The following is a 24,644-nucleotide window of genomic DNA, read 5'->3' on the forward strand; positions in this document are numbered from 1 at the left end:
CCGCGAGGGGCGGGTCCGGAGAGCACTCCGGACCCGCCCCTCCGGCATTGTCAGACGGATGCCTCCCGGTCGAGCACCGTCAGCAACGCACGAGCGACGCGCCGAGGCGACGTGCGGTCCCAGGCGACATACTCCACACGCCGCGGCCCGTCGACCACCGCGACCGTGCGCACCTCGGTCCGCGTCTCGGGAACCACCCCCGGCGTGAGGAGAGCGACCGCAAGGCCCTCGGCGACCAAGTCGAGCATGACGCCCGCCGCCTCGACCTCGAACGCCACGTCACGATGCACCCCCGCCGCGCTGAAGGCCACGTCGCTCTGTGCCCGTCCCGAGGTCCCAGCCGGGAAGTCCACGAAGGTCTCCTCGGCGAGACTGCCGAGCCGGAGCTGCGTGCGCCCGGCGAGTCGGTGCGCTCGCGGGAGCACCGCGACGTGATGATCGGAGGCGATCTCCCTGAACCCGACTCCTCGAGGCTCGGATCCGGGCCGCAGCCCGAGCAGCGCCACATCGAGATCGCCGCATCGGATCATCGCGGCGAGGTCATCGCTGTTCCCCATCTCGAGTTCGACCCGGACCGCGGGGTGCTCCGCCCGGAACGCGGCCAGAACCCGGGGAACACGCACGGCGGATACCGTCGGGATGATCCCGATCCGCACGGTGCCCTCCAGATGATCGGGCTCGGCGACCACCGCATCGACCGCCCGCTCCGCAGAGGCGAGCGCGCTGCGTGCCGGTGGGAGGAAAGCCTCGCCCGCCTCGGTCAGCCGGACAGCGCGGCTCGACCTGATGAACAGTCGCTGGCCCAGTTCTCTTTCCAGCGCGGCGATCTGATGACTCAACGCCGACTGTGTGACGAAGCAACGTTCGGCAGCTCGTGTGAAGCTCAGAGTCGCGGCCACCTCGACGACGTAACGCAGCTGCTGAAGCTCCATCTTCACATGATCTCACTTCATGAAACACATGTTAAGAATGCGTTGGACTCATTTTGCCGATGTGCTCAGGCTGGGAACATGACCCGCCTGTACATCCTGCTCCTCACGGCCCTCGCACCGATGGCCTGGGGCACGACCTACCTCGTCACGACCGAGATGCTCCCGCCGGGGCATCCGCTCTTCGCCGGATTGCTGCGTTCGCTTCCCGCGGGAATAATCGCGATTCTGCTCTCGCGCAGACTCCCCCGCGGCGCCTGGTGGGGCAAGGCCCTGGTGCTCGGCACGCTCAACATCGGTGCATTCTTCGCCCTGCTCTTCTTCGCCGCCGAGCGCCTGCCCGGTGGCGTGGCGGCGGCGGTCGCCGGCGCTCAGCCGTTGATCGTGCTCGCGCTGGGGGCGCTGGTCCTGCACGAGCGCATCCGACCGATCGCTGCGGCCGCCGCTGCGGCGGGCACCGCAGGCGTCGCGCTCATCGTGCTCGGGCCGTCGGCCGAACTCGACTTCTGGGGCGTGCTCGCGGCGCTCGGCGGGGTAGCGGCGACGGGAACCGGAATGGTTCTGACCAAACGCTGGGGTCGGCCGGACGGCGTCGGTCCGATCGCCTACGCGGGATGGCAGCTGTTCGCCGGAGGGCTCGTGCTCCTCCCCCTGACGCTCGTCATCGAGGGCATGCCCCCGGCGATCGATGCATCAGCAGCACTCGGCTACGCGTGGCTCGCTTCGGTCGGCGGCCTTCTCGCTTACACCGTGTGGTTCCGCGGGATCCAGCGGCTTCCCGTGCTCGCACCCGGGCTTCTCGCGCTGCTCTCCCCGATCGTCGCCACCGCACTGGGCGTCTTCGTCGCCGGGGAGTGGTTCACGGCTGTGCAGGCCATCGGGATCGCCATCGTCCTCAACGCGTTGGTCGGCGGTCAACTCGCGGCGATGCCCGCGAAGGCTGTCAGCTCTTGCCGAACATCTTCTGGATCTCGGCGAGATCGGCCTCGGTCGGCGCCTTCGCGCCGCCGCCCAGGCCGAAGCCCGAGCCGGTCGGCTGCGAGGTAGCGACCGCCCCCGCGTTCTCGGCCGCGCGCTTGGCCGGGTTACCCGAGCGCGATCCGCCCGAGGACTTGCCCTTCTTGCCGCGCTTGGACGATGCGCCGGGGCGTCCCATTCCGGGGACCGGACCCATGCCGGGGATGTTGGGGGTGCCGCCGCGGGCGACGGTCTTCATCATCTTCGCGGCCTGTTCGAAGCGGGCCACGAGCTGGTTCACGTCGGTGACCGTCATGCCCGAACCCCGGGCGATGCGCAGGCGGCGCGAGCCGTTGAGCACCTTCGGGTTGCGGCGCTCCCCCGGCGTCATCGATCGGATGATCGCCTCGGTACGGTCGATCTCGCGTTCGTCGAAGTCGTCGAGCTGCTGTTTCATCTGCCCCATGCCGGGGAGCATCCCCAGCATCTTCTTCATCGAGCCCATCTTCTTCATCTGCTGAAGCTGCTCGAGGAAGTCTTCGAGGGTGAACTGCTCGGTCGCGAGCTTCTCGGCGACCTTCATCGCCTCGTCCTCGTCGAAAGCCTGCTGCGCCTGCTCGATCAGGGTGAGGATGTCACCGAGGTCGAGGATGCGACTGGCCATGCGATCCGGGTAGAACGGCTCGAGGTCCTCCAGACGCTCCCCCGTGGACGCGAAGATGATCGGACGACCGGTGATCGATGCGACCGAGAGCGCGGCTCCACCGCGCGCGTCGCCGTCGAGCTTCGAGAGCACGACACCCGTGAAATCGACGCCCTCCTGGAACGCCTTGGCCGTGTTGACGGCATCCTGACCGATCATCGCGTCGATGACGAACAGGACCTCGTCGGGCTGGACCGCTGCTCGGATGTCGGCCGCCTGCTTCATGAGCTCGGCGTCGACGCCGAGGCGTCCAGCGGTGTCGATGATCACGACATCGTGCTGCTGGCGGCGCGCATGCTCGACGCCGTCTCGAGAGACCTTGACCGGGTCACCGACGCCGTTGCCCGGCTCGGGCGCGTAGATGGTGGCGCCGGCCTGCTCGGCCACGACCTGCAGCTGGTTGACGGCGTTCGGACGCTGGAGGTCGGCGGCCACGAGCAGAGGCGTATGCCCCTCGCCCTCGAGCTGCTTGGCGAGCTTTCCGGCGAACGTGGTCTTACCCGATCCCTGCAGACCGGCGAGCATGATCACGGTCGGAGCGGTCTTGGCGAACTGCAGACGACGCTGCTCTCCACCGAGGATCTGCACGAGCTCCTCGTTGACGATCTGAACGACCTGCTGGGCGGGGTTCAGGGCCTTGTTGACCTCGTCGCCGAGCGCGCGCTCGCGCACCTTCGCCGTGAAGTCCTTGACGACCGTGAGAGCGACGTCGGCGTCGAGGAGTGCGCGGCGGATCTCGCGCACGGTGCCGTCGACATCGCTCGCGGTGAGTTTTCCCTTCGTGCGCAGATTGCGGAAGGTCTCGGTGAGCCGATCGGAGAGCGTGCCAAACGTAGCCATGGTGCTCCGATTCTACGCGAGTCGGCCGCGACGGATCGCCTGATCGATCCGGTCTTTCGGATCAGCGCGCCCAGCGGAGGTCACCGATGAGGTCGAGCGCATCGCGGAGGACGTTCTCGGGTGCGCCACGGCCCGCTCCGTGCTCCGCCCAGACGCGCAGCGACGAGAGGACTGCGGCGGCGTGGGCCGCACCGAGGATGTCGGCGCGGATCTCATCGATCCCCGCGGTGCGGGCGGCCTGCGCGATCGCCGCGGCCAACCGCGCCTGCCGCACACCCGCATCGCGCGGCAGTTCGTCTTCGAGGCCCATGGCCGCGACGTTCCGCAGCGCCAGAGCCAGTGGGTCGGGGGCGAACTCGCGCACCGCCGCAAGCAGGATCGCGCGCACGTCCGCATCGCTGGCGTCCCGATCGAGCGCATCGAGCGCGTCGGATGCCTCGTCGATGCGAGCGTCGAATCCCGACCAGAGCACATCGCTCTTCGACGCGAAGTAGTTGAAGAAGCTCGACCTGCTCACCCCCGCACGCTGGGTGATCTCTGCGATGGAGGTCGAGTCGTACCCCTGCTCGAGGAAGAGTTCGCAGGCGGCCTCCGCGAGAGTCTCCCGGGATGACGCCTTCGGGCGCCCGGCACGACCTGTCGACTTCATGCCTTCACGGTACCGCGCCGCGTGGATTCGTCGCCGCACGCACACGAGGGCGTATTGTTGGACGGGTTCCAACAATGTCCTCGACGGGAGATCGGATGCTCGACATCGTGACGGCCGGACTCGCGCCGGACCTGGTTCCCTACGCTCAGGGGTGGGATCTTCAGCGGCGGATCCATACCGATGTCGTCGACGGAACCCGCCCCGACACGCTCATCCTGCTCGAGCACGAGGCGGTTTACACCGCCGGCAAGCGCACCGAGCCCCACGAACGCCCCGTCGATGGGACACCCGTGATCGACGTCGACCGCGGCGGCAAGATCACCTGGCACGGACCGGGACAACTCGTCGGATACCCCATCGTCCGGCTCGAGGAACCGCTCGACGTCGTCGCCCACGTACGGCGCCTGGAGCGCCTGCTCATCGATGTCCTTCGGCCGCTCGGCATCGACGGCTATCAGGTCGAGGGCCGGAGCGGCGTCTGGGTACGACGCCCCCTGTCGGAGGACAAGGTCGCCGCGATCGGCGTCCGGGTGCAGCAGGGAGTGACGATGCACGGATTCGCACTCAACTGCGACAACTCCCTCGCCGGCTTCCGCGACATCATCCCGTGCGGCATCACCGACGCCGGTGTCACCACCATCAGCGAGATCGTGGGGACCGACGTCTCCCCCGCCGATATCGTCGCCTCCGTGATCCGCACCTTCGCCACCGAATACTCAGGAGTCGCCGCATGACCGCCGTCCCCGAGGGCCGCAAGCTCCTCCGCCTCGAAGTCCGCAACGCCGAGACGCCGATCGAACGCAAGCCCGAGTGGATCCGCACGAAGGCGAAGATGGGGCCGGAGTACACCGCCCTGCAATCGCTGGTGAAGAGCGAGGACCTGCACACGGTCTGCCAGGAGGCGGGCTGCCCCAACATCTTCGAGTGCTGGGAGGACCGCGAGGCCACGTTCCTCATCGGGGGCTCGCAGTGCACGCGCCGCTGTGATTTCTGCCAGATCGACACCGGTAAGCCCGCCGATTACGACACCGACGAGCCGCGTCGGGTCGCCGAGAGCGTCGTGCGGATGAACCTCCGCTACGCGACGGTCACCAGCGTCGCGCGCGACGACCTCCCGGACACGGGAGCCTGGCTCAATGCCGAGACCGTCCGGAAGATCCACGAGCTCAACCCGAACACCGGCGTCGAGCTGCTGGCCAACGAGCACAACGCCGACCCGGCATTCCTCGGCCAGATCTTCGACGCCCGCCCCGAGGTATTCGCACACAACGTCGAGACCGTCCCACGCATCTTCAAGCGCATCCGTCCGGCGTTCCGCTATGAAAGGTCGCTCGACGTGATCACGCAGGCGCGCGACGCCGGTCTCATCACCAAGTCCAACCTCATCCTGGGCATGGGCGAGGAGCCGGAGGAGGTCGTCCAGGCGCTGCAGGATCTGCACGACGCCGGGTGCGACATCATCACCATCACGCAGTACCTGCGCCCCTCGCCGCGTCATCTGCCGGTGGCGCGCTGGGTGAAGCCTGCGGAGTTCGTCGAGTTCAAGGACGAAGCCGAGCGCATCGGATTCCTCGGCGTCCTGGCCGGGCCTCTCGTGCGATCGTCGTACCGCGCCGGCCGCCTGTGGGCGCAGTCGATGGTGTCGAAGGGACGCGAGATCCCCGCGCACCTCGCCCACATCGCCGACAGCGCGGATCTCGGGTTCGCCCAGGCCGTCTGAGCAGAGACGACGTCAGTCGGCGCTCATCACCGACTGGACGCTGCCGTCGGACCCCAGGTTCACCAGCAGAACGTCGTCGGTGGTTCCCGCGTCGAGCGCGTACTCCAGTACCGCGAACGGCTCCGACCCGCCGTGCTCGTCGGCGAGGATCGTCATGCTCATGAGCCGGAGCGAACGGATGATGTCGACGGCGGCGTCGCCCGAGACGTCGACGAGGACATCCGGGAGGTCATCGCCGTAGGCCTCCTGCTGCTGCAGGATGTACTCGGTCACCTCGCTCGTGCGGTCGTCGACCTCCGACAGCATTCCTCGACGTGCCGTGTCGTCGACGTTCTCGAGCCCCGCGATCAATGAGGCGGCGATGTCGAGCGCCTCGGAGGACACGTCGTCCTGATCGGGCGCGGTCAGGTCGACGGTGACGCTCTGGTCGCCGAGTTCGACCGTCTCCGACCAGAAGATCGATCCGTCCGGCCCTGAGGAGAGGAGCCCGAAGTAGTCGTGTTCGATCGCCATACCGCTATGAAACCAGCCTCATGCTCGTGACGGTAGTCCCGTCGTCATCCGACAAGTGATTGCACGAACACGTGCGGGGTGAATCCGGTGAGATCGTCGATGCCCTCGCCCTGGCCGAGGAGCTTGACGGGGATGCCGGTGCGCTCCTGCACCGCGAGGACGAAACCGCCCTTGGCCGAGCCGTCGAGCTTCGTAAGGACGAGTCCGGTGACGCCCGCGTGCTGCAGGAAGGACTCCGCCTGCATCACACCGTTCTGACCGGTCGTCGCGTCGAGCACCAGCAGCACCTCGCTGATCGGTGCCTGCTTCTCGACCACACGCCGGATCTTGCCGAGCTCGTCCATCAGACCGCCCTTGGTGTGCAGTCGGCCGGCCGTGTCGATGATCGCGATCTCGATCCCCTCGCGCTGCGCGTACTCGACGGTCTGGAACGCCACCGATGCGGGGTCCTGGCCCTCCTGCTGCGGCCGCACGATCGCGGCGCCACCGCGCTGGGCCCACGTCGCGAGCTGGTCGACGGCAGCCGCGCGGAACGTGTCGGCGGCACCCACGACGACACTGCGCTGGAATCCGCGCAAGAACTTCGTGAACTTCCCGATCGTGGTCGTCTTCCCGACGCCGTTCACGCCCACCACGAGCACCACGGCGGGGCGCTCGGTGAGCTTGAGGGTCGTGTCGAACTTCGCGAAGTGCTCCTCGAGCGTCTCGCGCAGCATCCGCTGGAGATCCTTCGGGTCGGTCGTGCGGAACCGCTCGACCTTCGCCCGGAGCTCATCGACGATGCGCTCGCTGATGTCCGGACCGAAGTCCGCCGTGATCAACGCCGTCTCGAGGTCTTCCCAGGTCGTCTCATCGATCGTGGGCTTGACGAACATGCCGCGCAGTGCGCGACCGAGGGACCAGGACTTCTCCGCCATCCCCCCAGCCTACGGGGCGGGAGGCATCGCGGAGTCCGCCCCCGTCGCACGGCGATTCGCCCACGGCGTCAGCTCGCGGCAGCCGCGCGGTCGCCCACGCGCTGCCCGACGACGGCGGAGACGCCGTCCTGACGCATCGACACGCCGTAGAGCGCGTCCGCGATCTCCATCGTGCGCTTCTGGTGTGTGATCACGAGCAACTGCGACGTCTCGCGCAGTTGCTCGAACACCGTGAGGAGCCGACCGAGGTTCGCGTCGTCGAGCGCCGCCTCGACCTCGTCGAGGATGTAGAACGGGCTGGGGCGGGCCTTGAAGATCGCCACCAGCAGAGCGACGGCAGCGAGCGAACGCTCTCCACCGGACAACAGGGAGAGCCGCTCGATCTTCTTGCCGACGGGGCGGACGGCGACCTCGATTCCGGTCGTCAGCATGTTCTCGGGATCGGTGAGCGAGATGCTCCCCGTGCCGCCGGGGAACAGCAGGGGGAAGACCTCGCCGAACGCCTCCTGGGTGTCTGCGAACGCACTCGCGAAGATGGTCTGCATGCGCTCGTCGAGGTCGGCGATGATCGTCATCAGATCCTGACGCGTCTGCGTGAGATCCGCGAGCTGTTCGGTGAGGAAGGCATGACGCTGTTCCAGCGCGGCGAACTCCTCGAGCGCGAGAGGGTTCACGCGGCCGAGCTGTGCGAGCTTGCGCTCGGCGTCGGCCAGGCGTCGCTGCTGGATGCGGCGGTCGAACGGGATGGTCAGATCGACGTCGATCTCGTGGTCGTCCGAGACCTCGGCGACGTCTCGCGGGACGGGCTGATCGGGGCCATATTCGGCGACGAGGATGTCTTCGTCGAGTGCCAGCTCGGACGCGACACGTTCGAGCACCCCGGTCAGGTGGAGCTTCTTCTCGTGGATCTGCAGTTCAAGGCCGTGCACGCTCTCGGTGAGGCCGGCCAGCCGTTCGCGAAGCGAGGACTCCTGCGCCCGTAGCCCGGTGAGCTCCTGATTCTGAGCGGCTCGTGCCGTCTCGGCCTCGGCCAGCGCCACGCGCGCCTCGGTGACCGAACGGTCGAGCGAGTCGAGGACGCGCGGGAGCTCCTCGGCAACACCGGCGGCCGCCTCGCGCTGCGCGCGGCGGATCACGGCACGGCGGGCAGCTTCGGCGGCGGCATCCCGCTCCTGCTCGCGCTGGCGCTCCAGGGCGGTCACCCGCGACTGCGCCGCACGCACGCGTTCGCGGAGCGTCTCGATCTCGAGGCGCGCCCGCACCTCGCCCTCGCGCGCGGCCTCCAGAGCCTCCAGCAGTCCGTCTCGCGCCGAGGCGTCGAGCACGGGGCGCGGAGCGGAAACCGCACCATCGAGCGCGGCCTTCGCTGCCTCCGCCTTCGCCTCGGCATCCGCCACCGCCGACTGCGCCTGGGCGAGACCGGTCTCGAGACGCTCGCACTCGGCGACCGCGGCCTCGTGCCGCACCGTGATGCGGTTCACCTGTTCGGCGTGTGTGGCGAGGGCCGCGTCCAGCTCGCGCAGGGCGCGCAGGGCGTCCTTCGACTGGCGCCGCGTCGTCTCGACGGCCTCATTCGCGTCTTCCCTCGCCTCGCGGAGCGAGTCCACGATCACCTGCACTTCGGCGAGCCGCTCGGTGGCGGCGTCGCGCTCGGCCGCGAGCTCGAGGCGCGAGCGTTCGCCTCCCGACCCGGTGCGCAGGCTGTGCGCGGTGACGACGTCTCCGCCGACGGTGACGATCGTCGTCGAGTCGTCGTCGAGCGCATCCAGCGCGGTGCGCGCCGCGCGAGCAGCATCGAGATCGTCGGCGATGAGGACGTGGGCAAGGATGCCGAGCACTCCCGCCGGCGCATCGACGGCCGAGACGGCCGGGGTCACTCCCGACAACTGCGGGAGTTCGACCGACCGACGCGAGGTCTCGGCAGCGACGAAATCGACCACTCCCCTCCGCTGATCGGCAGTTTCGGCAGCCAGCGCGAACGCGTCGTCGGCCGTGTCGACGAGCACGCCCTCGGCGAGGGGGCCGAGCACGGCAGCGACGGCGGCCTCGAAGCCAGATCGAACCTGCACCGCATCGCCGACGAGGCCTCTGATACCCGGGCCACCCGCCTTGACGATCTCGGCGGAACCTCCCGACAGCGCTAGCGCGCTCCCGAGGGCCGCCGCCTTGGCCGTCAGCGAGTCGACTTCGCGCTCGGCAGCGTGCAGCCGCTCACGCAGGGTCTCGCGCTCTGCCTCGGCGGCCGTCGCCGCGCGCTGCGCACTCTCGTACACCGCGGAGTACTCGGCCGCAGAACCCTCAGGGGCCTCGGCATCCTCGACCGCCTCGAGCGCCTCCGATGCCTCCCGACGCCGCTCGTTCGCGGCCTCGAGCGCGTTCTCTTGACGCAGCACCGCGCCGCGCACGGCCGCAAGCGCGGAGGCGGCCGCATCCGCGGTGCCGCGCAGCTCGGAGAGGCGCATGTCGTACTCCGACACCAGAGCGCTCTGCTCCGCGATGTCGACGTCGAGCGTGTCGAGCTCGGCGCGGGCGTTCAGGACCTCTCGGCTGGCCGCGACGGCCGCGTCCTGGGCGTCACCGAGACCCGCCGAGATCTCGGTGATGTCGTCCTTGGCCTCGTCGATCGTCGCCTGCGTCACGGTGACCGCGGTGACCGCAGCATCGTCGTCCTCGGTGCCGAGGAGGGCGAGCCGCTGGTTGGCGAGCGTGTAGAGACCGCGCATGCGCTCCTGCACCTGCTCCAGCCCGAACGCGACGCTGCGCGCCTGATCGACGGCGACGGAGTTCTGATCCTGTTCGAGCCGGTGGATGCTCGCCCGCACGGTCTCGGCCTGGTCCGAGAGCACGAGGCGCTCGGTGTGCCGTTCGTTCTCCGTGCGCGTGTGATCGGCCAGCGCCGTGCGAAGGGCCACGACGTCGTCGGCGAAGATTCGTGCTTTCGCATCGCGCACGACGGCAGCGATCGACTGCGCCTCTCGGGCGATCTCGGCCTGACGACCGAGCGGCTTGAGCTGGCGACGGATCTCCCCCGCGAGATCGCTCAGACGCGTCAGGTTCGTCTCCATCGCGTCGAGCTTGCGGACCGTCTTCTCCTTGCGTCGACGGTGCTTGAGGATGCCGGCGGCTTCTTCGATGAAGCCGCGCCGATCTTCGGGCGACGCCTGCAGAACGGTATCGAGACGTCCTTGCCCGACGATCACGTGCATCTCACGACCGAGGCCGGAATCGCTGAGCAGCTCCTGCAGATCGAGGAGCCGGCAGCTGTCGCCGTTGATGGCGTACTCGCTCGATCCGTTGCGGAAGAGCGTTCGGCTGATCGTCACCTCGGCGTACTCGATCGGAAGCGCACCGTCGCTGTTGTCGATCGTCAGCTGAACCTCGGCACGACCCAGCGGGCCGCGCGTCGACGTGCCCGCGAAGATGACGTCCTCCATCTTGCCGCCGCGGAGGGTCTTCGCCCCCTGCTCCCCCATCACCCAGGCGAGAGCGTCGACGACGTTCGACTTACCGGAGCCGTTCGGTCCCACGATGCACGTCACACCGGGTTCGAAGACGAAGCTCGTCGGTTGCGCGAACGACTTGAAGCCCTTGAGGGTCAGGCTCTTCAGATGCATCGGGGCACCGATCGTTCGGGGAGAATCACGCCCATACGTTACCGGAAACGCGGGATTCGGCCGGGAGACCGCGCGGGAAGCACCGGAGACCGACACGCGCGACACGCCGTGAAACTGGGAAAATGCTTGACTCGGCACCCGAACGTTCGCTAGCTTGGGCCACCGACACCTCAAGAAGGGAGGTTACCGATGATGAACATTCAGCTCTCCGCACAGACCAACGGTCTGGTCGCGCACGCTTCCACTGCGCCGCGCCTTGCGTACTCGGTAACCGACCTCGGCGTCGACGGCAACGCTGTCTCCTAGAACAGCACCCGCCCTCGACTGATCCCCTCGGGGACCCGTCCGCGTCGATCGCCCTGTGCGCCACCGCCGCCGATCGTCATCGATCCGCGGCTCACGCCTCTCGGCATCCGCTCTCCGCGCCCTCTGCGCATCCGTCCATCCGGCCGTCCGGCCGTCGACGCCGCGTCTCCGCGTTTCTGCACACCCCTTTCGAAGGAAACCACCGTGAACATCACGCTGTCCCGCAACATCACCCACCCACCGGATACTCAGGACCGCACGGTCCTGCACATCCCCGAACCCGAAGAACTGCGCGCCCTGTCGCTCGGCGATCGCCTGTCACTGCGGATCGGCCTCTGGCTGCTCCGTCGGACGCAACGCCCCCGCCGACCGAAGCGCGAGTTCGCTCCGGCCGCACCGCTGTTCCTCCACGAACAGCATCGCAGCCCCCAGGAGAGCGCGACGATCCTCGCGTACCACCTCCAGCGCCAGATGCACTGAGACGGAGAATCGAATGAGTATCCCCCTCAGCGCAGGCGCGACCCTGCATCCGCTCGTGGTCCCGGCCCGAGCGGATGCAGCGGACGCGGGCGAGTTCCGTGAGCTCGCCCGCGTCCGCAACCTCGTCTACCGAGAGCTCACCGGACGCGACGAACAGGATCTGTCGCCGGCCGAGCTCCTCCCCCGATTGCGATCGCGCGAGGAGCAGACGACGCTCGTATGGGCGGTCCGACTCGCCGACGAGATGATCGGCCGTGTGGTCGTCGATCTCCCGCAGGAAGCGGGTTCCCGCGTGGCCATCGCGACGATCGAACTCCGGCCCTTCGCCTGGGGACGCGGTATCGGGCGAGCGATCCTTCCGCACGTCGAGGAAGTGGCTCGAGCACACGGTCGCAGCGTCATCCAGAACTGGACGGAGCAGCCCGCTGCCGACGGCGCACGGCTCGAATCACCCACCGGGTACGGCAGCGTCCCGCACGACCACGTCGCCCGCTTTCTCACGCGCAGCGGCTTCACGCTCGAGCAGGTGTACCGGATCAGCCTGCTCTGGCTCGAGGATGACGCCCGAGCGCGAAACGCCGAACTCCTCGCCGAGGCGGAAGCCGCCTCGAGCGCCTACCGGATCGTGCGCTGGACGCTGCCGACACCGGCCGAACACATCGATGGATACGCCTCGTTGAAGTCGCGGATGTCGACGGACGCCCCGTCGGCCGACCTCGAGGCCGACGAGGAGACCTGGGACGCGGCACGTGTGCGACGTATGGAGCAACGCCAGGCCGAGGCGGGCCACACACTCCAGGTGACCGCTGCCCAGCACATCCTCACCGGCGAACTCGCCGCGTTCACCGAACTCGGCACCGGCACGAACGGCTCGACCACGACGATCCAGCACGACACGCTGGTGCTGCGGGAGCACCGCGGACATCGGCTCGGGCTGCGCGTGAAATGCGCGGCGCTGCAGAGCTGGAGCGCCATCGCGCCGACATCCCGCCGGGTGATCACCTACAACGCCGAAGAGAATCGTCCGATGCTCGCCATCAACGAAGCGATCGGCTTCACCGCGTGCGCCTACGAGGGCGCTTGGAAGAAAGAACTGACATGACCACGACGACGATCGTTCCCCTCGCCGTTCCCCCGGCGCTCGACGATCCCGACGCCGCGGGGTTCCTCGCCTATGGCGAGCTCGGACACCGGGTGTGCGACGAGATGGTCGGCCTGCCCGATCTCGCGCCGACCGCCGCGCAGATGCTGCCGGCGTGGCAGGACACGACCGACACGCTGCACACCGGGTTCCTCGCCCGACGGGGCGAACGCATCGTCGGCGCCGTCACCGTCGACTACGCCCAGGAGCCCGGGGCGCGGGCGGCAGAGCTCGACCTGCTCGTCCCGGAGGAGTACTGGGCCGAGGGGGTCGAGACGGCACTGCTCGATCGTGCCGAGGACGAGGCGCGCGCACGCGGACGCGACGTGCTCCAGATCTGGAGCCTGCACCGACCGGCCGAGAGCGATCGGATGTTGGTCCCGGAGACCGGGTGGGGACGAGTGCCCGCGATCGCGTTGACCGACCTTCTCGAGGCGCGTAGCTACCGACTCGAGCAGGTCGAGCGAAACAGCGAACTCGATCTCACCGCCGACATGAGGCCGCTGCGCGACGCGCTGGCGCAGGCGGAGAGCCGGGCCGGTGCCGACTACCGCCGCATCGAGTGGAATCTGCCGACCCCGCCGGAGCTGCGCGAGGGCTACGCCGATGTGCTGGCTCGACTGGTGACCGATGCGCCCAGTGGCGACATGGAGTTCGACCCGGAGGAGTGGGATGCCGCACGCGTCGTGCGTCGGGATGCACGCCTCACGAGCGCCGGCCAGATGGTCTCCGTCGCCGCGGTGCAACATGTGCCGACCGGCGCGATCGTCGCCTACAACGAGCTGCTCATCGGCGAGGACCGCGCGGGCGTCACGCATCAGTTCGGCACGCTCGTCGCTCGCGAGCACCGCGGGCATCGGCTCGGCACCATCGTCAAATGCGCCAACCTGCTGCGGTGGCGCGAGCTCGCGCCCGACTCGACGCGGGTCTCGACCTTCAACGCCGAGGAGAACCGGCCGATGCTCGACATCAATGAGGCGATCGGGTTCGTGCCCGTGTCGTATGCCGGGGCGTGGCAGAAGAAGCTCTGAGCGGTCGCGTCAGCGGCGGCGCTGGCAGCGCGGGCAATAATGGGAGGAGCGATTCATGAAGCTCTCCCGCACGATGGGCTTCCCGCAGCGCGGGCAGGGCTTGCCGCCGCGCCCGTAGGCGTTCAACGAATGGGCGAAGTAGCCCGCCTGACCGTTGACGTTGACGTACTGCGCATCGAAACTCGTCCCGCCCTCGGCGAGGGCCTTGGCGAGCACGGAGCGGACCTCGCCGAGAAGCCGGCGCACGGCCTGCGTCGACAGCCGGGCGGCCGGGGTCTCGGGGTGGATGCGAGCGGCCCACAGCGCCTCGTCGGCATAGATGTTGCCGATGCCGCTCACGACCGTCTGGTCGAGGAGCACCCGCTTGATCGCGCTGCCGCGTCTGGCCAGGGACGCGCGGAAGATCACATCGTCGAAGAACGGATCGATCGGGTCGCGGGCGATGTGCAGCACCTGCGACGGTACGGCGCTCGGGCCGTCTGCGACGAGAGCGTCGACGGCGAGCGATCCGAAGGTGCGCTGGTCGGCGAACACGACGGCCAGCTCGCCGTGCGTGGGATGCTCGATGTGCAGACGGATGCGCTCATGGCGCTCGGCCGAGGCATCCGGTGCCCGCAGCAGCATCTGGCCGCTCATCCCGAGATGCGCGATCAGGGCGGAATCGTCGGACTCGAGCGGCAGCCAGAGGAACTTGCCACGCCGCGAGGCCGTGACGACACGGCGTCCCTCGAGGCGACGAACGAAGTCCGCAGCGCCGGCGGGATGCCGGGTGAGTGCGCGCTCGTCGAACACGCTGACACCCGTGATCGTCGCGCCGGTCATGGCGGGAGCGAGCCCCGCTCGGACGACCTCGACCTCGGGAAGCTCAGGCACGTTCGCTGAGGAAGCGCCAAGCGCTGAGGGCCGCGGCCATCTCGGCCGTCTTCTTGCTGCTGCCCAAGCCGTTCATGCGCACGTCACCGACGACGACCGTCGCCGTGAAGCGGCGGTCGTGATCCGGCCCGCTGGCGACCACGCCGTAGACGGGCGGAGTCGCGCCGATACGCGCAGCCAGCTCTTGCAGGCTCGTCTTCGGGTCCATCGCCGCGCCGTAACGCTCGGGGTCGTCGAGCAGCGGTCGAGTGAGACGCAGAACGAGCTCGGTCGCCGCATCCGGACCCGCCGAGAGGTAGGTCGCGCCGATGACGGCTTCCATGGTGTCGGCGAGGATCGAGTCCTTGTCGCGCCCACCGGTCTGCTCTTCGCCACGCCCGAGCAGCAGGTGGCTGCCGAGGCCGATGCCTCGCGCCACCTCGGCCAGAGCCACCGTCGATACGACGCTCGCCCGGCGCTTCGCCAGCTGACCCTCATCGAGTTCGGGGTGCGTGGTGAACAGCATCACGGTCACCGCCTGTCCCAGCACCGAGTCCCCGAGGAACTCGAGACGCTCGTTGTGCGGGATGCCGCCGTGCTCGTAGGCGTAGGACCGATGAGTGAGCGCCAACTCCAGAAGCTCCGCGTCGATATCGACGCGGAGCTTGACTGGGAGAGGTCGCTTCCCCTCAGGGACCTCCGTCACGATGACTCGCGACTCAGACGTCAGCGACCTTGCGGCCCTTGTACTCGAGGAACAGCTCGGTGCCCTGCGAGTCGGTGACGACCTTCGCCTGGTGCGGACGGCTGTAGACGACCTTGCCGTTCTCGACCGTCTTAACGAGGGCGACGGGCGCCGCCTTCCACTGCGCGCGGCGCGAGCGGGTATTCGAACGGGAAACCTTGCGCTTCGGGGGGTTACCAGCCATGACTAGCTCTCTTCTTTCTCGGCGGCGCGGCTCTGTGCCGTTCCGTCTTGGTCTGTGATCTGCTGGAGCGCACTCCATCGAGGATCGATGGGAGCGGCCTGCTCCGTCCCGGTGCTCGCGGTCAGCCTTTCGCCCGTTTCCGGGTCGAGACCCAGGCAATCCGGCTGACACACCGGCTGAAATGGAAGCGCCAAAACGGTCGCATCCCTGACGAGAGTTTCAAGATCCACGTGGTCGTCTTGAACCTCAAAGTCAGTTTCTTCCTCACCAGGATACGCGAAAAGCTCCTGGAACTCGACTTCGACGGGCCGAGCGATGTCGATCAGGCATCGACCGCACACGCCGACGTACTCGGCATCGGCCGCACCGGAGACGAGAATCCCCTCGTGCACGGACTCGAGGCGCACGTCGAGATCGAGGTTCGAGCCCTTCTCGAACGAGACGATCCCCTCGCCCCACTGCTCGGGAAGCGTCACCGTGAAGGCATGCTCGCGCATCTCCCCCGGCCGCCGGACGATGTCGCGGACGGGCAGGACGAAGGGGCCGTTCAGTCGGGATCGCACTCGACAATGCTACCGGCCCTCGCCGCGCCGGGGCTGGACGAACGCTCCGTCTCAGATCCCGCGGGCTCCCGTGTCGAGAAACTCTGCGACGGCCGGCGGAACGAACGGCGAGATGTCACCCCCGAGGGAGGCCACCTGACGCACGAGCGAACTCGATACGAGCGCGTTCGCGGGATCGGGCAGGAGGAACACGGTCTCGATGTCGGCGAGGTGACGGTTTACGATCGCCATCGGCGACTCGTAGGCGACGTCGATCTGCGAGCGGATGCCCTTGACGAGGACCCCGGCGTTCACGTCACGCGCGTAATCGACGAGAAGACCCATGCTCCACGAGCCGATGATGATGTTGCCGGGCATCCCGTCGTCGGCGATCGACCGCTCCAGCAGTGACATCCGCTGAGCGATCGGGAGCATCGCCTCCTTGCCGGGGTTGTGAACGACGAGCACGTGGAGCTCGTCGAACAGGGTCGCGGCCCGCCGGATCACGTCGAGGTGTCCGAGCGTAGGCGGATCGAAGGAACCGGGGACGACGGCGATCCTGCTGCTCATGCCCACCAGCCTAGGGCACCTCTTCGGTGCGCTCTCCGTGAGGCGGCCACGACCTCAGTTCTTCGCGAGCGCCGCTCTGTCTTCGTCGCTCACGCGACGCGCGATCGCATCGCGCAGGCCCTCGTGCCGTGCGAGGTCGGGATCCGAAGCGAGGATCTCCTCACCCAACTCGCGCGCCCGAACGATGAGGCCTGCGTCCTTCACGACGCGCAGGAGCTTGAGCGAGGAGCGCACTCCGGCCTGGGCGGCGCCGAGCACATCACCTTCGCCACGCAGCTCGAGGTCGACCTCGGCCAGCGCGAAGCCGTCGAGCGTCGCAGCGACGGCATCGACGCGCTCCCGGGCGACGGAACCCGACTCGGCCTCGGTCACCAGAAGGCAGAGCCCCGGAACGCCGCCACGCCCGACACGCCCGCGCAACTGATGCAGTTGGGAAACGCCGAAGCGATCGGCATCGAGCACGATCATGGTCGACGCGTTCGGGACGTCGACACCGACCTCGATCACGGTCGTCGCGAGCAGAAGATCGATCTCGCCGCGCGCGAACGCCTGCATCACGGCATCTTTCTCGTCGGACGGCATCCGTCCGTGCAGGACAGCGCGTCGTAACCCGCCGAGCGTGGGATGAGTCGCGAGCGCCTCATCGAGCTGCACGACACCCCAGCGCGGGCCGTTGGTGCCTTCCGGCGCGAGCGCCGGTTGCTCCCCGGCCTCGCCCGCCTTCTTGGTCGTGTCGATGGCCGCGCACACCGTGAACACCTGACGCCCCTGGGCGATCTCCTCCGCCGCACGCTCCCACACCCGGTTGAACCACCCGGGATGCTCGGCGAGCGGAGCTACGAACGACTCGATGCCCGCACGGCCCGCCGGCATCGTCCGAATCACTGAGGTATCGAGGTCGCCGAACACCGTCATGGCCACCGTGCGCGGGATCGGGGTCGCGGTGAGTACGAGCGCGTGCGGGCTCGATCCCTTCGCCCGCAACGCTTCGCGCTGCTCGACACCGAAACGATGCTGTTCGTCGACGACCACGAGACCGAGGTCGGCGAACGTGGTCTTCTCTCCCAGGAGTGCATGGGTGCCGACCACGATCAAGGCCTGGCCCGAGGCGACCCTCAGAGCGGCCTTGCGCCGCTCGGCGGCCGGCATCTGGCCGGTCAGGAGGGTGGGCATGACCTGCGGAGCCAGATCGCGACCCAGCATCTTGGTGATCGAGCGCAGATGCTGCCCCGCGAGGACCTCGGTGGGGGCGATGAGCGCGGCCTGTCCACCGCTCTCGGCGACCTGGAGCATCGCTCTCAAGGCGACGAGGGTCTTGCCCGAACCGACCTCGCCCTGCACCAGCCGGTTCATCGGCCACTCGCCGACCAGATCGTCGGCGACCTGAGCGCCCACCGTCTGCTGGTCGGGGGTGAGCGTGTAGGGCAGTGCGGCGTCGAAGCGCTCGAGCAGCCCTCCCGGTGACGCGGCCCGCGGGGTCGCGGAGAGCGCGCGCACCGCATCGCGTTGCTGGAGCAGGGCCGTCTGCAACGTCAACGCCTCGTGCATGCGCAGCGTGCGTACCGCCGGATCGATGTCGTTCTTCGTGCGGGGTCGATGGACGAGTTCGATGGCTTCGCGAGCGGTGAGGAGCTCCTCGCGCACGCGAACCGCCTCCGGGAGGGGATCGCGCACGTCGACGAGCGCATCGATCACCCGACCGACGAACCGCGCGATCTGCCAGGTCTGGACGGTGGACGTGGCCGGGTAGATGGGGATCGGCACCGCGGCCCGGGCGTCTGCACTCCGTCGCGCGGAGTCCTCGTCATCGAAGAGTTCGTACTCGGGGTGCGCGAACTGAGTCACTCCGTTGAACTCGCCGACCTTGCCCGAGAAGACGCCCCGCCGGCCCACCGCGAGGTCTTTCGAACGCCACTCGGCCTGCCCGATGTTCTTCGCGAAGAACATCAGCGACATCCGCCCGATACCGTCGCCGATGACGACGTCCACCATCGCCCCGTTCCGGTTTCGCATGCGACGGAAACTCGAGGAGAGCACCTCGGCCACGATCGTCACCGTCTCCCCGAGGGGCAACTCGCGGATCGGAGTCAGCTCACCCGGATCCGCATAGCGGCGCGGATAGTGCGAGAGCAGGTCGCCCACCGTGCGCATCGAGAACGCGCGATCGAGCGTCTTCGCGGTCGTCGTCCCCAACGCGTCGTCGAGCGACGAATCCAGGGTGAGCGACATGCATCGAGTCTAGGGAACGCCACCGACACCCGCGTCGCCCGGCCTGTCGTATCGTGAACGGGTGACGAGGATCATCGCCGGCACTGCCGGAGGAACGCGCCTGGAGGTGCCGGACGCGGGCACCCGCCCCACGAGTGACCGCGTGCGCGAGTCGCTCTTCGGTGCGCTCGAATCCTTCGGTGCGATCGACGGCGCCCGGGTGCTCGACCTCTACGCCGGCTCGGGCGCACTGGGCCTGGAGTCGCTGAGCCGCGGCGCTCGCAGCGCCGATCTGGTCGAACGGGGCCGCGCCGCCGCGGCGATCGTTCGCAAGAACTCCGCTGCCGTCGCGCGTGCCGGCGGAGTCGCCGCGGCCCGCGTGCACGAGAGCGCCGTGCACCCGTTCCTCGTGCGTTCGCAGGGGCCGTTCGACTTGGTCTTCACCGACCCGCCCTACGACCTCGACGACGAGGCGATGACCGCGGATCTCATCGCGCTCTCCCCCTTGCTCTCCCCCGACGCTCTCGTCGTCGTCGAGCGAGCGCGCCGCTCGACGCCCCCGGATCTCGACGCCGCGGGGCTGGAACTCGTGCGAGAGAAGACCTACGGCGACACCACCGTGTGGTGGGCGCAGCCGCGCGAGAGCGTGGTCGACGCTCAGCCGGCGGCCGAATCCCAGTCGCGATAGGGGTCCCAGCCGCTGATGTCGACCGGCTCTCCGTCGCACAGCACCCCGTCACCGGCTCGCTCGACCACGCGTCCGATCACACGGAAGCCCGGAGCGAGCATCCCCTCGGGGAACGTCGCCAGCAGTGCGTGGTCCTCGCCTCCCGCCAGGGCGCGACGCGCATCCGAGCCGAGTGCGCGCCCGTCGAGTGCGAGGGTGACCCCGGAGGCATCCGCCAGGCGCCCCGCGTCGAGTGCGAGCCCGTCGGACACGTCCATCATTGCGGTCGCGCCCGCCACGGCGGCCATCGGACCGAGGCCGATCGGCGGGGACGGTCGCAGTTGAGCGGCGACCGCGGATGCCTCCCCGTCACCGAGCTTCGACGAATCGACGGGCACGGGCTTCTCACCCGAACGGAAACGACCGAACAGCACCGCCAGCCCGTGGGCCGCGAGGCCCAGCTCACCGGCGATCGCGACGGATTCCCCGGGCCGCGCGCCCGAGCGGGTGATGGCCGAGCGTCCCTCGAGGTCGCCGAGGGCGGTGACCGCGACGGTCAGCACATCCGAGACCGTCAGATCGCCGCCGACCACCGCGCACCCCGGCGCGAGCGCCTCGCACGCGTCGCGGAAGCCGTCGGCCAGCCGCTCGACGAACGACAGCCGCAGATCGCGAGGGACGGCGAGGGCGACCAGCAGTGCCGTCGGACGAGCCCCCATCGCGGCGACATCGGCGAGGTTGACCGCGGCGGCCTTCCACCCGAGGTCGTAGCCGGAGGTCCAGGCGAGACGGAAGTCGGGACCGTGCACGAGGGTGTCGGTCGTCGCGACCACCGAACCCGATGGGGCGGAGATCACCGCGGCGTCATCTCCGGGACCGAGGATCGTATGCGACCCGGGCGGCGTGCGCGACAGGATCGCGCGCAGGATGCTTCCCTCCGAGAGCTCGCCGAGCAGGGGGTCGTGGTTCTCGGGTCGGGAGGGCATGAACTCAAAGGTAGCCTGGAAGCATGCCCCTCTTCCGTCGCCTCGCTGCTGCCGTCGCGGTCGCCGGAGCCGTTGCGATCGCCCTCGCCGGATGCTCCACGACGATCCACCTCGAGCCCGCGGATGACGCGAACAACCCGGCCTGTGCGAACGTATCGGTGCTGCTGCCCGAGAACGTCGCCGGCTTCGACCGGGTGTGGACGGATGCCCAGGCCACCGGAGCATGGGGTGATCCGACGATCGTGCTCCGCTGCGGCGTCGCCCCGCCCGCGCCGTCGGATCTCGTCTGCACCACTATCGGCAGCGTGGACTGGCTCGTGCTCGACCAGGAGGAGGAGCGTCAACGCCTGGTCACCTACGGGCGCGACCCCGCCGTCGAGGTCATCATCCGACGCGGCGCCGAGATCGACTTCCGCACGGTCGTCGAGAAGCTCTCCGCCAGCATCCAGCCCGGGCTCGAGCGGGCGACCGCGAAATGCACCGACCGCGTGGAGTCCCCCGCCGGCTGAGCGCGGTCTCCTAGACTCGCGGCATGAACCCTCAGCCCGCGAATCGAACTCCCGTCATCGCCGCCGTCCTGGTCGGCGTCGGCGCTCTCCTCAGCTCCCTCGCCGGCTACCTCTTCGTGCTCGGCGGCGTGCCGAACGTCCCGCGGGCCTGGATCCTGCCCGATCCGCTCGGGTGGGGCTTCGGCCGCGGAGGCTCTCCGCTGCCGGTCCTGGGCATGCTCCTGGCGCTCGTCGTGCTGAGCGGTCTGACCTGGTTGTTCGTGCGACTGATCGTCCGCGGCGCTCTCCCCGGGCGCGGGGCGGCCGTCTTCTTCGGCACCTGGGGTGCCGTGATCATCGCCTCCGCAGTCGCCGGCGTCGTGCGCGCACCACTGACCCTCGCCTTCCTGCAGATCGATCCCACGCAGATGGAGATCTACCAGGTGCAGTTCTTCACGATCAGCACGGCCGGCGTCACCTGGGCACTCGTCTGGGGCTGGATCGCCGCTCTCGCGGCCACGATCGTCCACCGCTCCGCTGGTACCCCCGTGGCGCCGATCGGCGCATACGGGGCCGGACATCCCGCGCCCGCGTACGCGCCCCAGGAGGCGTATCCTCAGCAGACGTATCCGAAACAGCCGTACCCGCCGCAGTCCACGAACCAGCCGCAGAACCCCGGTCCCGGTCAGCCGCAGCCTCCGACGGCGGGCTGAGGCATCCGGCCGTCGCCGATCAGCGGCGCAGACCGGCTTCGATGAGCTCCGAGATCAGGTCGCCGTAGCTGAGCCCGGACGCCACCCAGCACTTCGGGAACATCGAGATCGGGGTGAACCCGGGCATCGTGTTGAGCTCGTTGACGACGAGCTCGCCCTCCGGAGTGAGGAACATGTCGACGCGAGCGAGTCCGCGGCCATCGACAGCCTCGAACGCGCGCACACCGGCGCTCTGGATCGCCGCGACCTCGGCATCCGTGAGCACGGCCGGACACACGACATCGACGCCGTCTCCCCCGAGGTACTTGCCCTCGAAGTCGTAGAACCCGCGCGAGGTCAGCACGATCTCACCGGGGAGAGATGCGCGCACGCCCTCGGCCCCCTCGAGCACGGCCACCTCGATCTCGCGTCCGCTGACGCCGGTCTCGATCAGCACCTTGTCGTCTTCGGCGAATGCGATCGCCAGGGCCTCGTCGAGTTCATCCGGCGCCTCGACCTTCGACACACCGACGCTGGAGCCTGCGCGTGCGGGCTTGACGAACAGCGGAAGGCCCAGTTCGGCGGCCTGGGCGCGCACCTGGGCGGCATCCTGCTCCCACGCCCGGCGCCGGACCGTCACCCAGGGCGCCACGACGATGCCGGCGGCCTGCAGGGCGATCTTCATGAAGTGCTTGTCCATGCACAGCGCGGAGTCGAGCACGCCGCCACCGGCGTACGGCACCTCGAGGGTGTCGAAGTACCCCTGGATCGTGCCGTCCTCTCCGTGGGGGCCGTGCAGGATCGGGAGCACCACGTCGATCTCGCCGAATCCCTCGACGGTCCCATCGACCTGGACGACCCGCAGCGTGCGATCTCCCCCGGGCTCGGGCCATAGCACTCGGCTACCGTTGTCGACGACCTCGGGCAGATGCGCGGCATCGAGCGGGAACTTCGCCGGGTCGTCCTCTTCGAGCACGAAGGCACCCTCACGGGTGATCCCGACCGGGATCACGTCGTAGCGATCGCGATCAATCGCGCCCAGCACCCCTCCCGCCGTTGCGGAACTGATCGAATGCTCGCTGGAGCGCCCTCCGAACAGCACCACCACCGTCTGCTTGTCCATGGTTGGTCCTCTCCCCCTGCGGGGTGTCGTCGTCCGTCGTCAGGTGGGGTGCGATGTCGCGCGGGCTCATCTTGCCGTCGAGCACCATCTTCACCTGTTCGACGATGGGCATGTGCACCTCGGACTCGCGTGCCAGCTGCAGGATCGGCGCGACGGACGCGAGTCCCTCGGCGGTCTGCTGCATCTGCTTGACGACGTCCTGGAAGCTGTACCCTTGGCCGAGCAGGCGCCCGGCCGTGTTGTTGCGGCTCAGCGGCGACTGGCAGGTCGCGATCAGATCGCCCAGCCCGGCCAATCCCTGGAGAGTCTCCGGGTGGGCACCGTTGGCGACCGCGAAGTCGGTCATCTCGACCAGCCCGCGGGTGATGATCGACGCCTTCGTGTTCTCGCCGTAGCCGACGCCGTCGACGATTCCGATCGCGACGGCGATGAGGTTCTTGAGCACTCCGCCGAACTCCGTACCGATCACATCGGTGTTCACGAAGGTGCGGAAGTAGTCGTTGCGGGCGGCGCGGGCGACGGTCTCGGCCGTCTCCTGGCTGCGCGACGAGATCACGGCCGCGGTCGGCTGTTCCCGAGCGATCTCGAGCGCGAGATTCGGGCCCGACGCCACCGCGACCCGGTCGGGATCGCAGCGCAGCTCCTGCTGGATCACCTGGCTCATCCGCAGCCCGGTGCCCCGCTCGACCCCCTTCATGAGGCTGACGATCTTGGCGTCGGAACCGGCGAGCAACGGTCGCAGCGCCTTCAGGTTCTCGCGCAGCGACTGGCTCGGCACCGAGAGGTAGACCTGGTCGACGCCCTCGAGGGCCGTCGCGAGCTCATGCGTCGCCGCCATCGACCGCGGAAGGTTGATGCCGGGAAGGTATCGCGAGTTGCGTTTGGCCTCGTTGATCTCCTGCGCCAGCTCCGCGCGGCGTGCCCACATGGTGACATGTGCGCCACCGTCGGCGAGGATCTTGCCGAAGGTCGTCCCCCAGCTGCCGGCGCCGATCACCGCGACGCGCGGACCCTGGTGCGTCGTTCGCTTAGGAGTCAAGGCGACCCGTCTCCTTCTGACCGTGCGTCGACGGGTTCCACCGCTCGGCAGGGGCCTTCTCGTCGCGCAGTTCCTCCAGCAGGACGGTGATCGCGTTCATCAACCGCGTCGTGGCCTCGTTCAGCGCGGCCTGGTCCCCGCCGCGACCCCGGAGGTCGGAGACGTCGACGGGATCGCCGACGATCACGTGCACGGGCTTGCGGAGCGGCCAGAGGCTCAGGCCCTTCTGGTAGCGCCCCATGATCTCCTGAGTGCCCCACTGGGCCATCGGGATCAGCGGGATGCCGTCGGTCAGCGCCAGACGGACCGCGCCGGACTTGCCGCGCATGGGCCAGAGGTCCGGGTCACGCGTGAGCGTGCCCTCGGGGTAGACGATGACTCCGCGACCGTGCTCGACGATCTCCTTCGACTGCAGCATCGTCTGCTTGGCCGCGGTGGCCGACGACGCTCGCGCGACCGGGATCATCCCCGTCTTGCGCAGGATCCAGCCGAGCACCGGCACGCGGAACAGGCTCTCCTTCGCCATGAACCTCGGCGCGCGGCCGATCCGCCACACGGCGACCGCCACGATCAGCGGATCGAACTCCGAGTAGTGGTTCGGCGCGAGCACGAACGCCCCATCGCGCGGAAGCTTCTCCGGATTCCGCACCCGGATCTTCGCGATCAGCGAGACGAGCGGGAGGACGATCGCTGCGACCGGCCAGAAGATGCTCGGCCGCGTCGTCTCCGGCGACCTGTTGGGCATCGG

Annotated in this window: 25 protein-coding genes; 9 read left to right on the plus strand and 16 right to left on the minus strand. The window is 68.8% G+C overall.

The window, feature by feature from the left end:
- Positions 1-50: 50 nt before the first annotated feature.
- Positions 51-932: a LysR substrate-binding domain-containing protein gene (locus tag ACIQTT_RS03250; protein ID WP_402785921.1), complete on the minus strand. Its 882-nt coding sequence runs from the start codon at positions 930-932 to the stop codon at positions 51-53.
- Positions 933-1,010: 78 nt separating this feature from the next.
- Between ACIQTT_RS03250 and ACIQTT_RS03255 the strand changes: the two genes are divergently transcribed.
- A complete protein-coding gene (locus ACIQTT_RS03255; RefSeq protein ID WP_402785923.1) occupies positions 1,011-1,976 on the plus strand; it encodes an EamA family transporter in 966 nt (321 codons plus the stop codon).
- On the opposite strand, the gene ffh is transcribed toward ACIQTT_RS03255, so the two are convergent.
- A complete protein-coding gene (gene ffh / locus ACIQTT_RS03260; RefSeq protein ID WP_402785925.1) occupies positions 1,873-3,429 on the minus strand; it encodes a signal recognition particle protein in 1,557 nt (518 codons plus the stop codon). The two genes, ACIQTT_RS03255 and ffh, sit on opposite strands and share 104 nt — an antisense overlap.
- 61 nt (positions 3,430-3,490) lie before the next feature.
- The gene (locus tag ACIQTT_RS03265; protein WP_402785928.1) at positions 3,491-4,078 is read right to left on the minus strand and encodes a TetR/AcrR family transcriptional regulator; all 588 of its coding nucleotides are present in this window, start codon (positions 4,076-4,078) and stop codon (positions 3,491-3,493) included.
- 95 nt (positions 4,079-4,173) lie between these two features.
- On the opposite strand from ACIQTT_RS03265, the gene lipB reads away from it, so the two are divergent.
- Positions 4,174-4,812: a lipoyl(octanoyl) transferase LipB gene (gene lipB / locus ACIQTT_RS03270; protein WP_402791088.1), complete on the plus strand. Its 639-nt coding sequence runs from the start codon at positions 4,174-4,176 to the stop codon at positions 4,810-4,812.
- Positions 4,809-5,798, plus strand: a complete 990-nt coding sequence (gene lipA / locus ACIQTT_RS03275) for a lipoyl synthase (RefSeq protein ID WP_247622612.1) — start codon at positions 4,809-4,811, stop codon at positions 5,796-5,798. The genes lipB and lipA overlap by 4 nt, the downstream gene beginning before the upstream one ends.
- A 12-nt stretch (positions 5,799-5,810) precedes the next feature.
- Here the strand turns inward: lipA and ACIQTT_RS03280 are convergent, their stop codons facing one another.
- The 3 genes from ACIQTT_RS03280 to smc all read right to left on the minus strand — a co-directional run bounded on the left by ACIQTT_RS03280 (position 5,811) and on the right by smc (position 10,842).
- Positions 5,811-6,311, minus strand: a complete 501-nt coding sequence (locus ACIQTT_RS03280; protein WP_402785932.1) for a DUF2004 domain-containing protein — start codon at positions 6,309-6,311, stop codon at positions 5,811-5,813.
- 44 nt (positions 6,312-6,355) lie between these two features.
- The gene (ftsY, locus tag ACIQTT_RS03285) at positions 6,356-7,228 is read right to left on the minus strand and encodes a signal recognition particle-docking protein FtsY (RefSeq protein WP_402785935.1); all 873 of its coding nucleotides are present in this window, start codon (positions 7,226-7,228) and stop codon (positions 6,356-6,358) included.
- 68 nt (positions 7,229-7,296) lie between these two features.
- Positions 7,297-10,842, minus strand: coding sequence for a chromosome segregation protein SMC (gene smc, locus ACIQTT_RS03290; RefSeq protein ID WP_402785938.1), 3,546 nt, complete (start codon positions 10,840-10,842; stop codon positions 7,297-7,299).
- A gap of 510 nt (positions 10,843-11,352) precedes the next feature.
- Here smc and ACIQTT_RS03295 point away from each other — a divergent pair.
- From ACIQTT_RS03295 to ACIQTT_RS03305, 3 genes are read left to right on the plus strand one after another with little or no spacing between them, the layout of a single operon-like run.
- A complete protein-coding gene (locus ACIQTT_RS03295; RefSeq protein WP_402785941.1) occupies positions 11,353-11,628 on the plus strand; it encodes a hypothetical protein in 276 nt (91 codons plus the stop codon).
- 13 nt (positions 11,629-11,641) lie between these two features.
- Entirely contained in the window at positions 11,642-12,730 is a 1,089-nt protein-coding gene (locus ACIQTT_RS03300) for a GNAT family N-acetyltransferase (RefSeq protein ID WP_402785944.1), read from the plus strand.
- Positions 12,727-13,800: a GNAT family N-acetyltransferase gene (locus ACIQTT_RS03305; protein WP_402785947.1), complete on the plus strand. Its 1,074-nt coding sequence runs from the start codon at positions 12,727-12,729 to the stop codon at positions 13,798-13,800. The genes ACIQTT_RS03300 and ACIQTT_RS03305 overlap by 4 nt, the downstream gene beginning before the upstream one ends.
- A gap of 9 nt (positions 13,801-13,809) precedes the next feature.
- Here ACIQTT_RS03305 and mutM read toward each other — a convergent pair whose 3' ends face one another.
- From mutM to ACIQTT_RS03335, 6 genes are all read right to left on the minus strand, one after another.
- Positions 13,810-14,673, minus strand: coding sequence for a bifunctional DNA-formamidopyrimidine glycosylase/DNA-(apurinic or apyrimidinic site) lyase (gene mutM, locus ACIQTT_RS03310; protein ID WP_402785950.1), 864 nt, complete (start codon positions 14,671-14,673; stop codon positions 13,810-13,812).
- A complete protein-coding gene (rnc, locus tag ACIQTT_RS03315) occupies positions 14,666-15,358 on the minus strand; it encodes a ribonuclease III (RefSeq protein WP_402785952.1) in 693 nt (230 codons plus the stop codon). Before rnc ends, mutM begins: the two co-directional genes overlap by 8 nt.
- A 13-nt stretch (positions 15,359-15,371) precedes the next feature.
- Entirely contained in the window at positions 15,372-15,581 is a 210-nt protein-coding gene (rpmF, locus tag ACIQTT_RS03320; RefSeq protein ID WP_243225340.1) for a 50S ribosomal protein L32, read from the minus strand.
- Between the two features lie 2 nt (positions 15,582-15,583).
- A complete protein-coding gene (locus ACIQTT_RS03325) occupies positions 15,584-16,132 on the minus strand; it encodes a YceD family protein (protein WP_402791091.1) in 549 nt (182 codons plus the stop codon).
- Positions 16,133-16,195: 63 nt separating this feature from the next.
- On the minus strand, positions 16,196-16,693 hold the full coding sequence (gene coaD, locus ACIQTT_RS03330) for a pantetheine-phosphate adenylyltransferase (RefSeq protein WP_402785957.1): 498 nt from the start codon (positions 16,691-16,693) through the stop codon (positions 16,196-16,198).
- A 54-nt stretch (positions 16,694-16,747) separates the two neighbouring features.
- A complete protein-coding gene (locus ACIQTT_RS03335) occupies positions 16,748-18,922 on the minus strand; it encodes an ATP-dependent DNA helicase RecG (protein ID WP_402785960.1) in 2,175 nt (724 codons plus the stop codon).
- Positions 18,923-18,983: 61 nt separating this feature from the next.
- On the opposite strand from ACIQTT_RS03335, the gene rsmD reads away from it, so the two are divergent.
- The gene (rsmD, locus tag ACIQTT_RS03340; RefSeq protein ID WP_402785963.1) at positions 18,984-19,589 is read left to right on the plus strand and encodes a 16S rRNA (guanine(966)-N(2))-methyltransferase RsmD; all 606 of its coding nucleotides are present in this window, start codon (positions 18,984-18,986) and stop codon (positions 19,587-19,589) included.
- Here rsmD and thiL read toward each other — a convergent pair.
- Positions 19,559-20,554, minus strand: coding sequence for a thiamine-phosphate kinase (gene thiL / locus ACIQTT_RS03345; protein WP_402785966.1), 996 nt, complete (start codon positions 20,552-20,554; stop codon positions 19,559-19,561). The two genes, rsmD and thiL, sit on opposite strands and share 31 nt — an antisense overlap.
- Positions 20,555-20,577: 23 nt before the next feature.
- Between thiL and ACIQTT_RS03350 the strand changes: the two genes are divergently transcribed.
- Both ACIQTT_RS03350 and ACIQTT_RS03355 read left to right on the plus strand, forming a co-directional pair.
- Entirely contained in the window at positions 20,578-21,063 is a 486-nt protein-coding gene (locus tag ACIQTT_RS03350) for a DUF3515 family protein (RefSeq protein WP_247956066.1), read from the plus strand.
- Positions 21,064-21,086: 23 nt separating this feature from the next.
- Entirely contained in the window at positions 21,087-21,755 is a 669-nt protein-coding gene (locus tag ACIQTT_RS03355; protein WP_402785970.1) for a hypothetical protein, read from the plus strand.
- 19 nt (positions 21,756-21,774) lie between these two features.
- Here the strand turns inward: ACIQTT_RS03355 and ACIQTT_RS03360 are convergent, their stop codons facing one another.
- The 3 genes from ACIQTT_RS03360 to ACIQTT_RS03370 are packed head-to-tail and all read right to left on the minus strand — an operon-like array spanning position 21,775 to position 24,641.
- Positions 21,775-22,857, minus strand: coding sequence for a D-alanine--D-alanine ligase family protein (locus ACIQTT_RS03360; protein WP_402785973.1), 1,083 nt, complete (start codon positions 22,855-22,857; stop codon positions 21,775-21,777).
- A complete protein-coding gene (locus ACIQTT_RS03365) occupies positions 22,763-23,896 on the minus strand; it encodes an NAD(P)H-dependent glycerol-3-phosphate dehydrogenase (protein ID WP_402785976.1) in 1,134 nt (377 codons plus the stop codon). The genes ACIQTT_RS03360 and ACIQTT_RS03365 overlap by 95 nt, the downstream gene beginning before the upstream one ends.
- Positions 23,886-24,641 carry a lysophospholipid acyltransferase family protein gene (locus tag ACIQTT_RS03370; protein ID WP_402785978.1) on the minus strand — a complete coding sequence of 252 codons (756 nt, stop codon included), beginning with the start codon at positions 24,639-24,641 and terminating at the stop codon, positions 23,886-23,888. The genes ACIQTT_RS03365 and ACIQTT_RS03370 overlap by 11 nt, the downstream gene beginning before the upstream one ends.
- Positions 24,642-24,644: the final 3 nt, after the last annotated feature.

This window comes from Microbacterium sp. NPDC090225 (genome assembly GCF_044772365.1).
Lineage (GTDB): Bacteria > Actinomycetota > Actinomycetes > Actinomycetales > Microbacteriaceae > Microbacterium.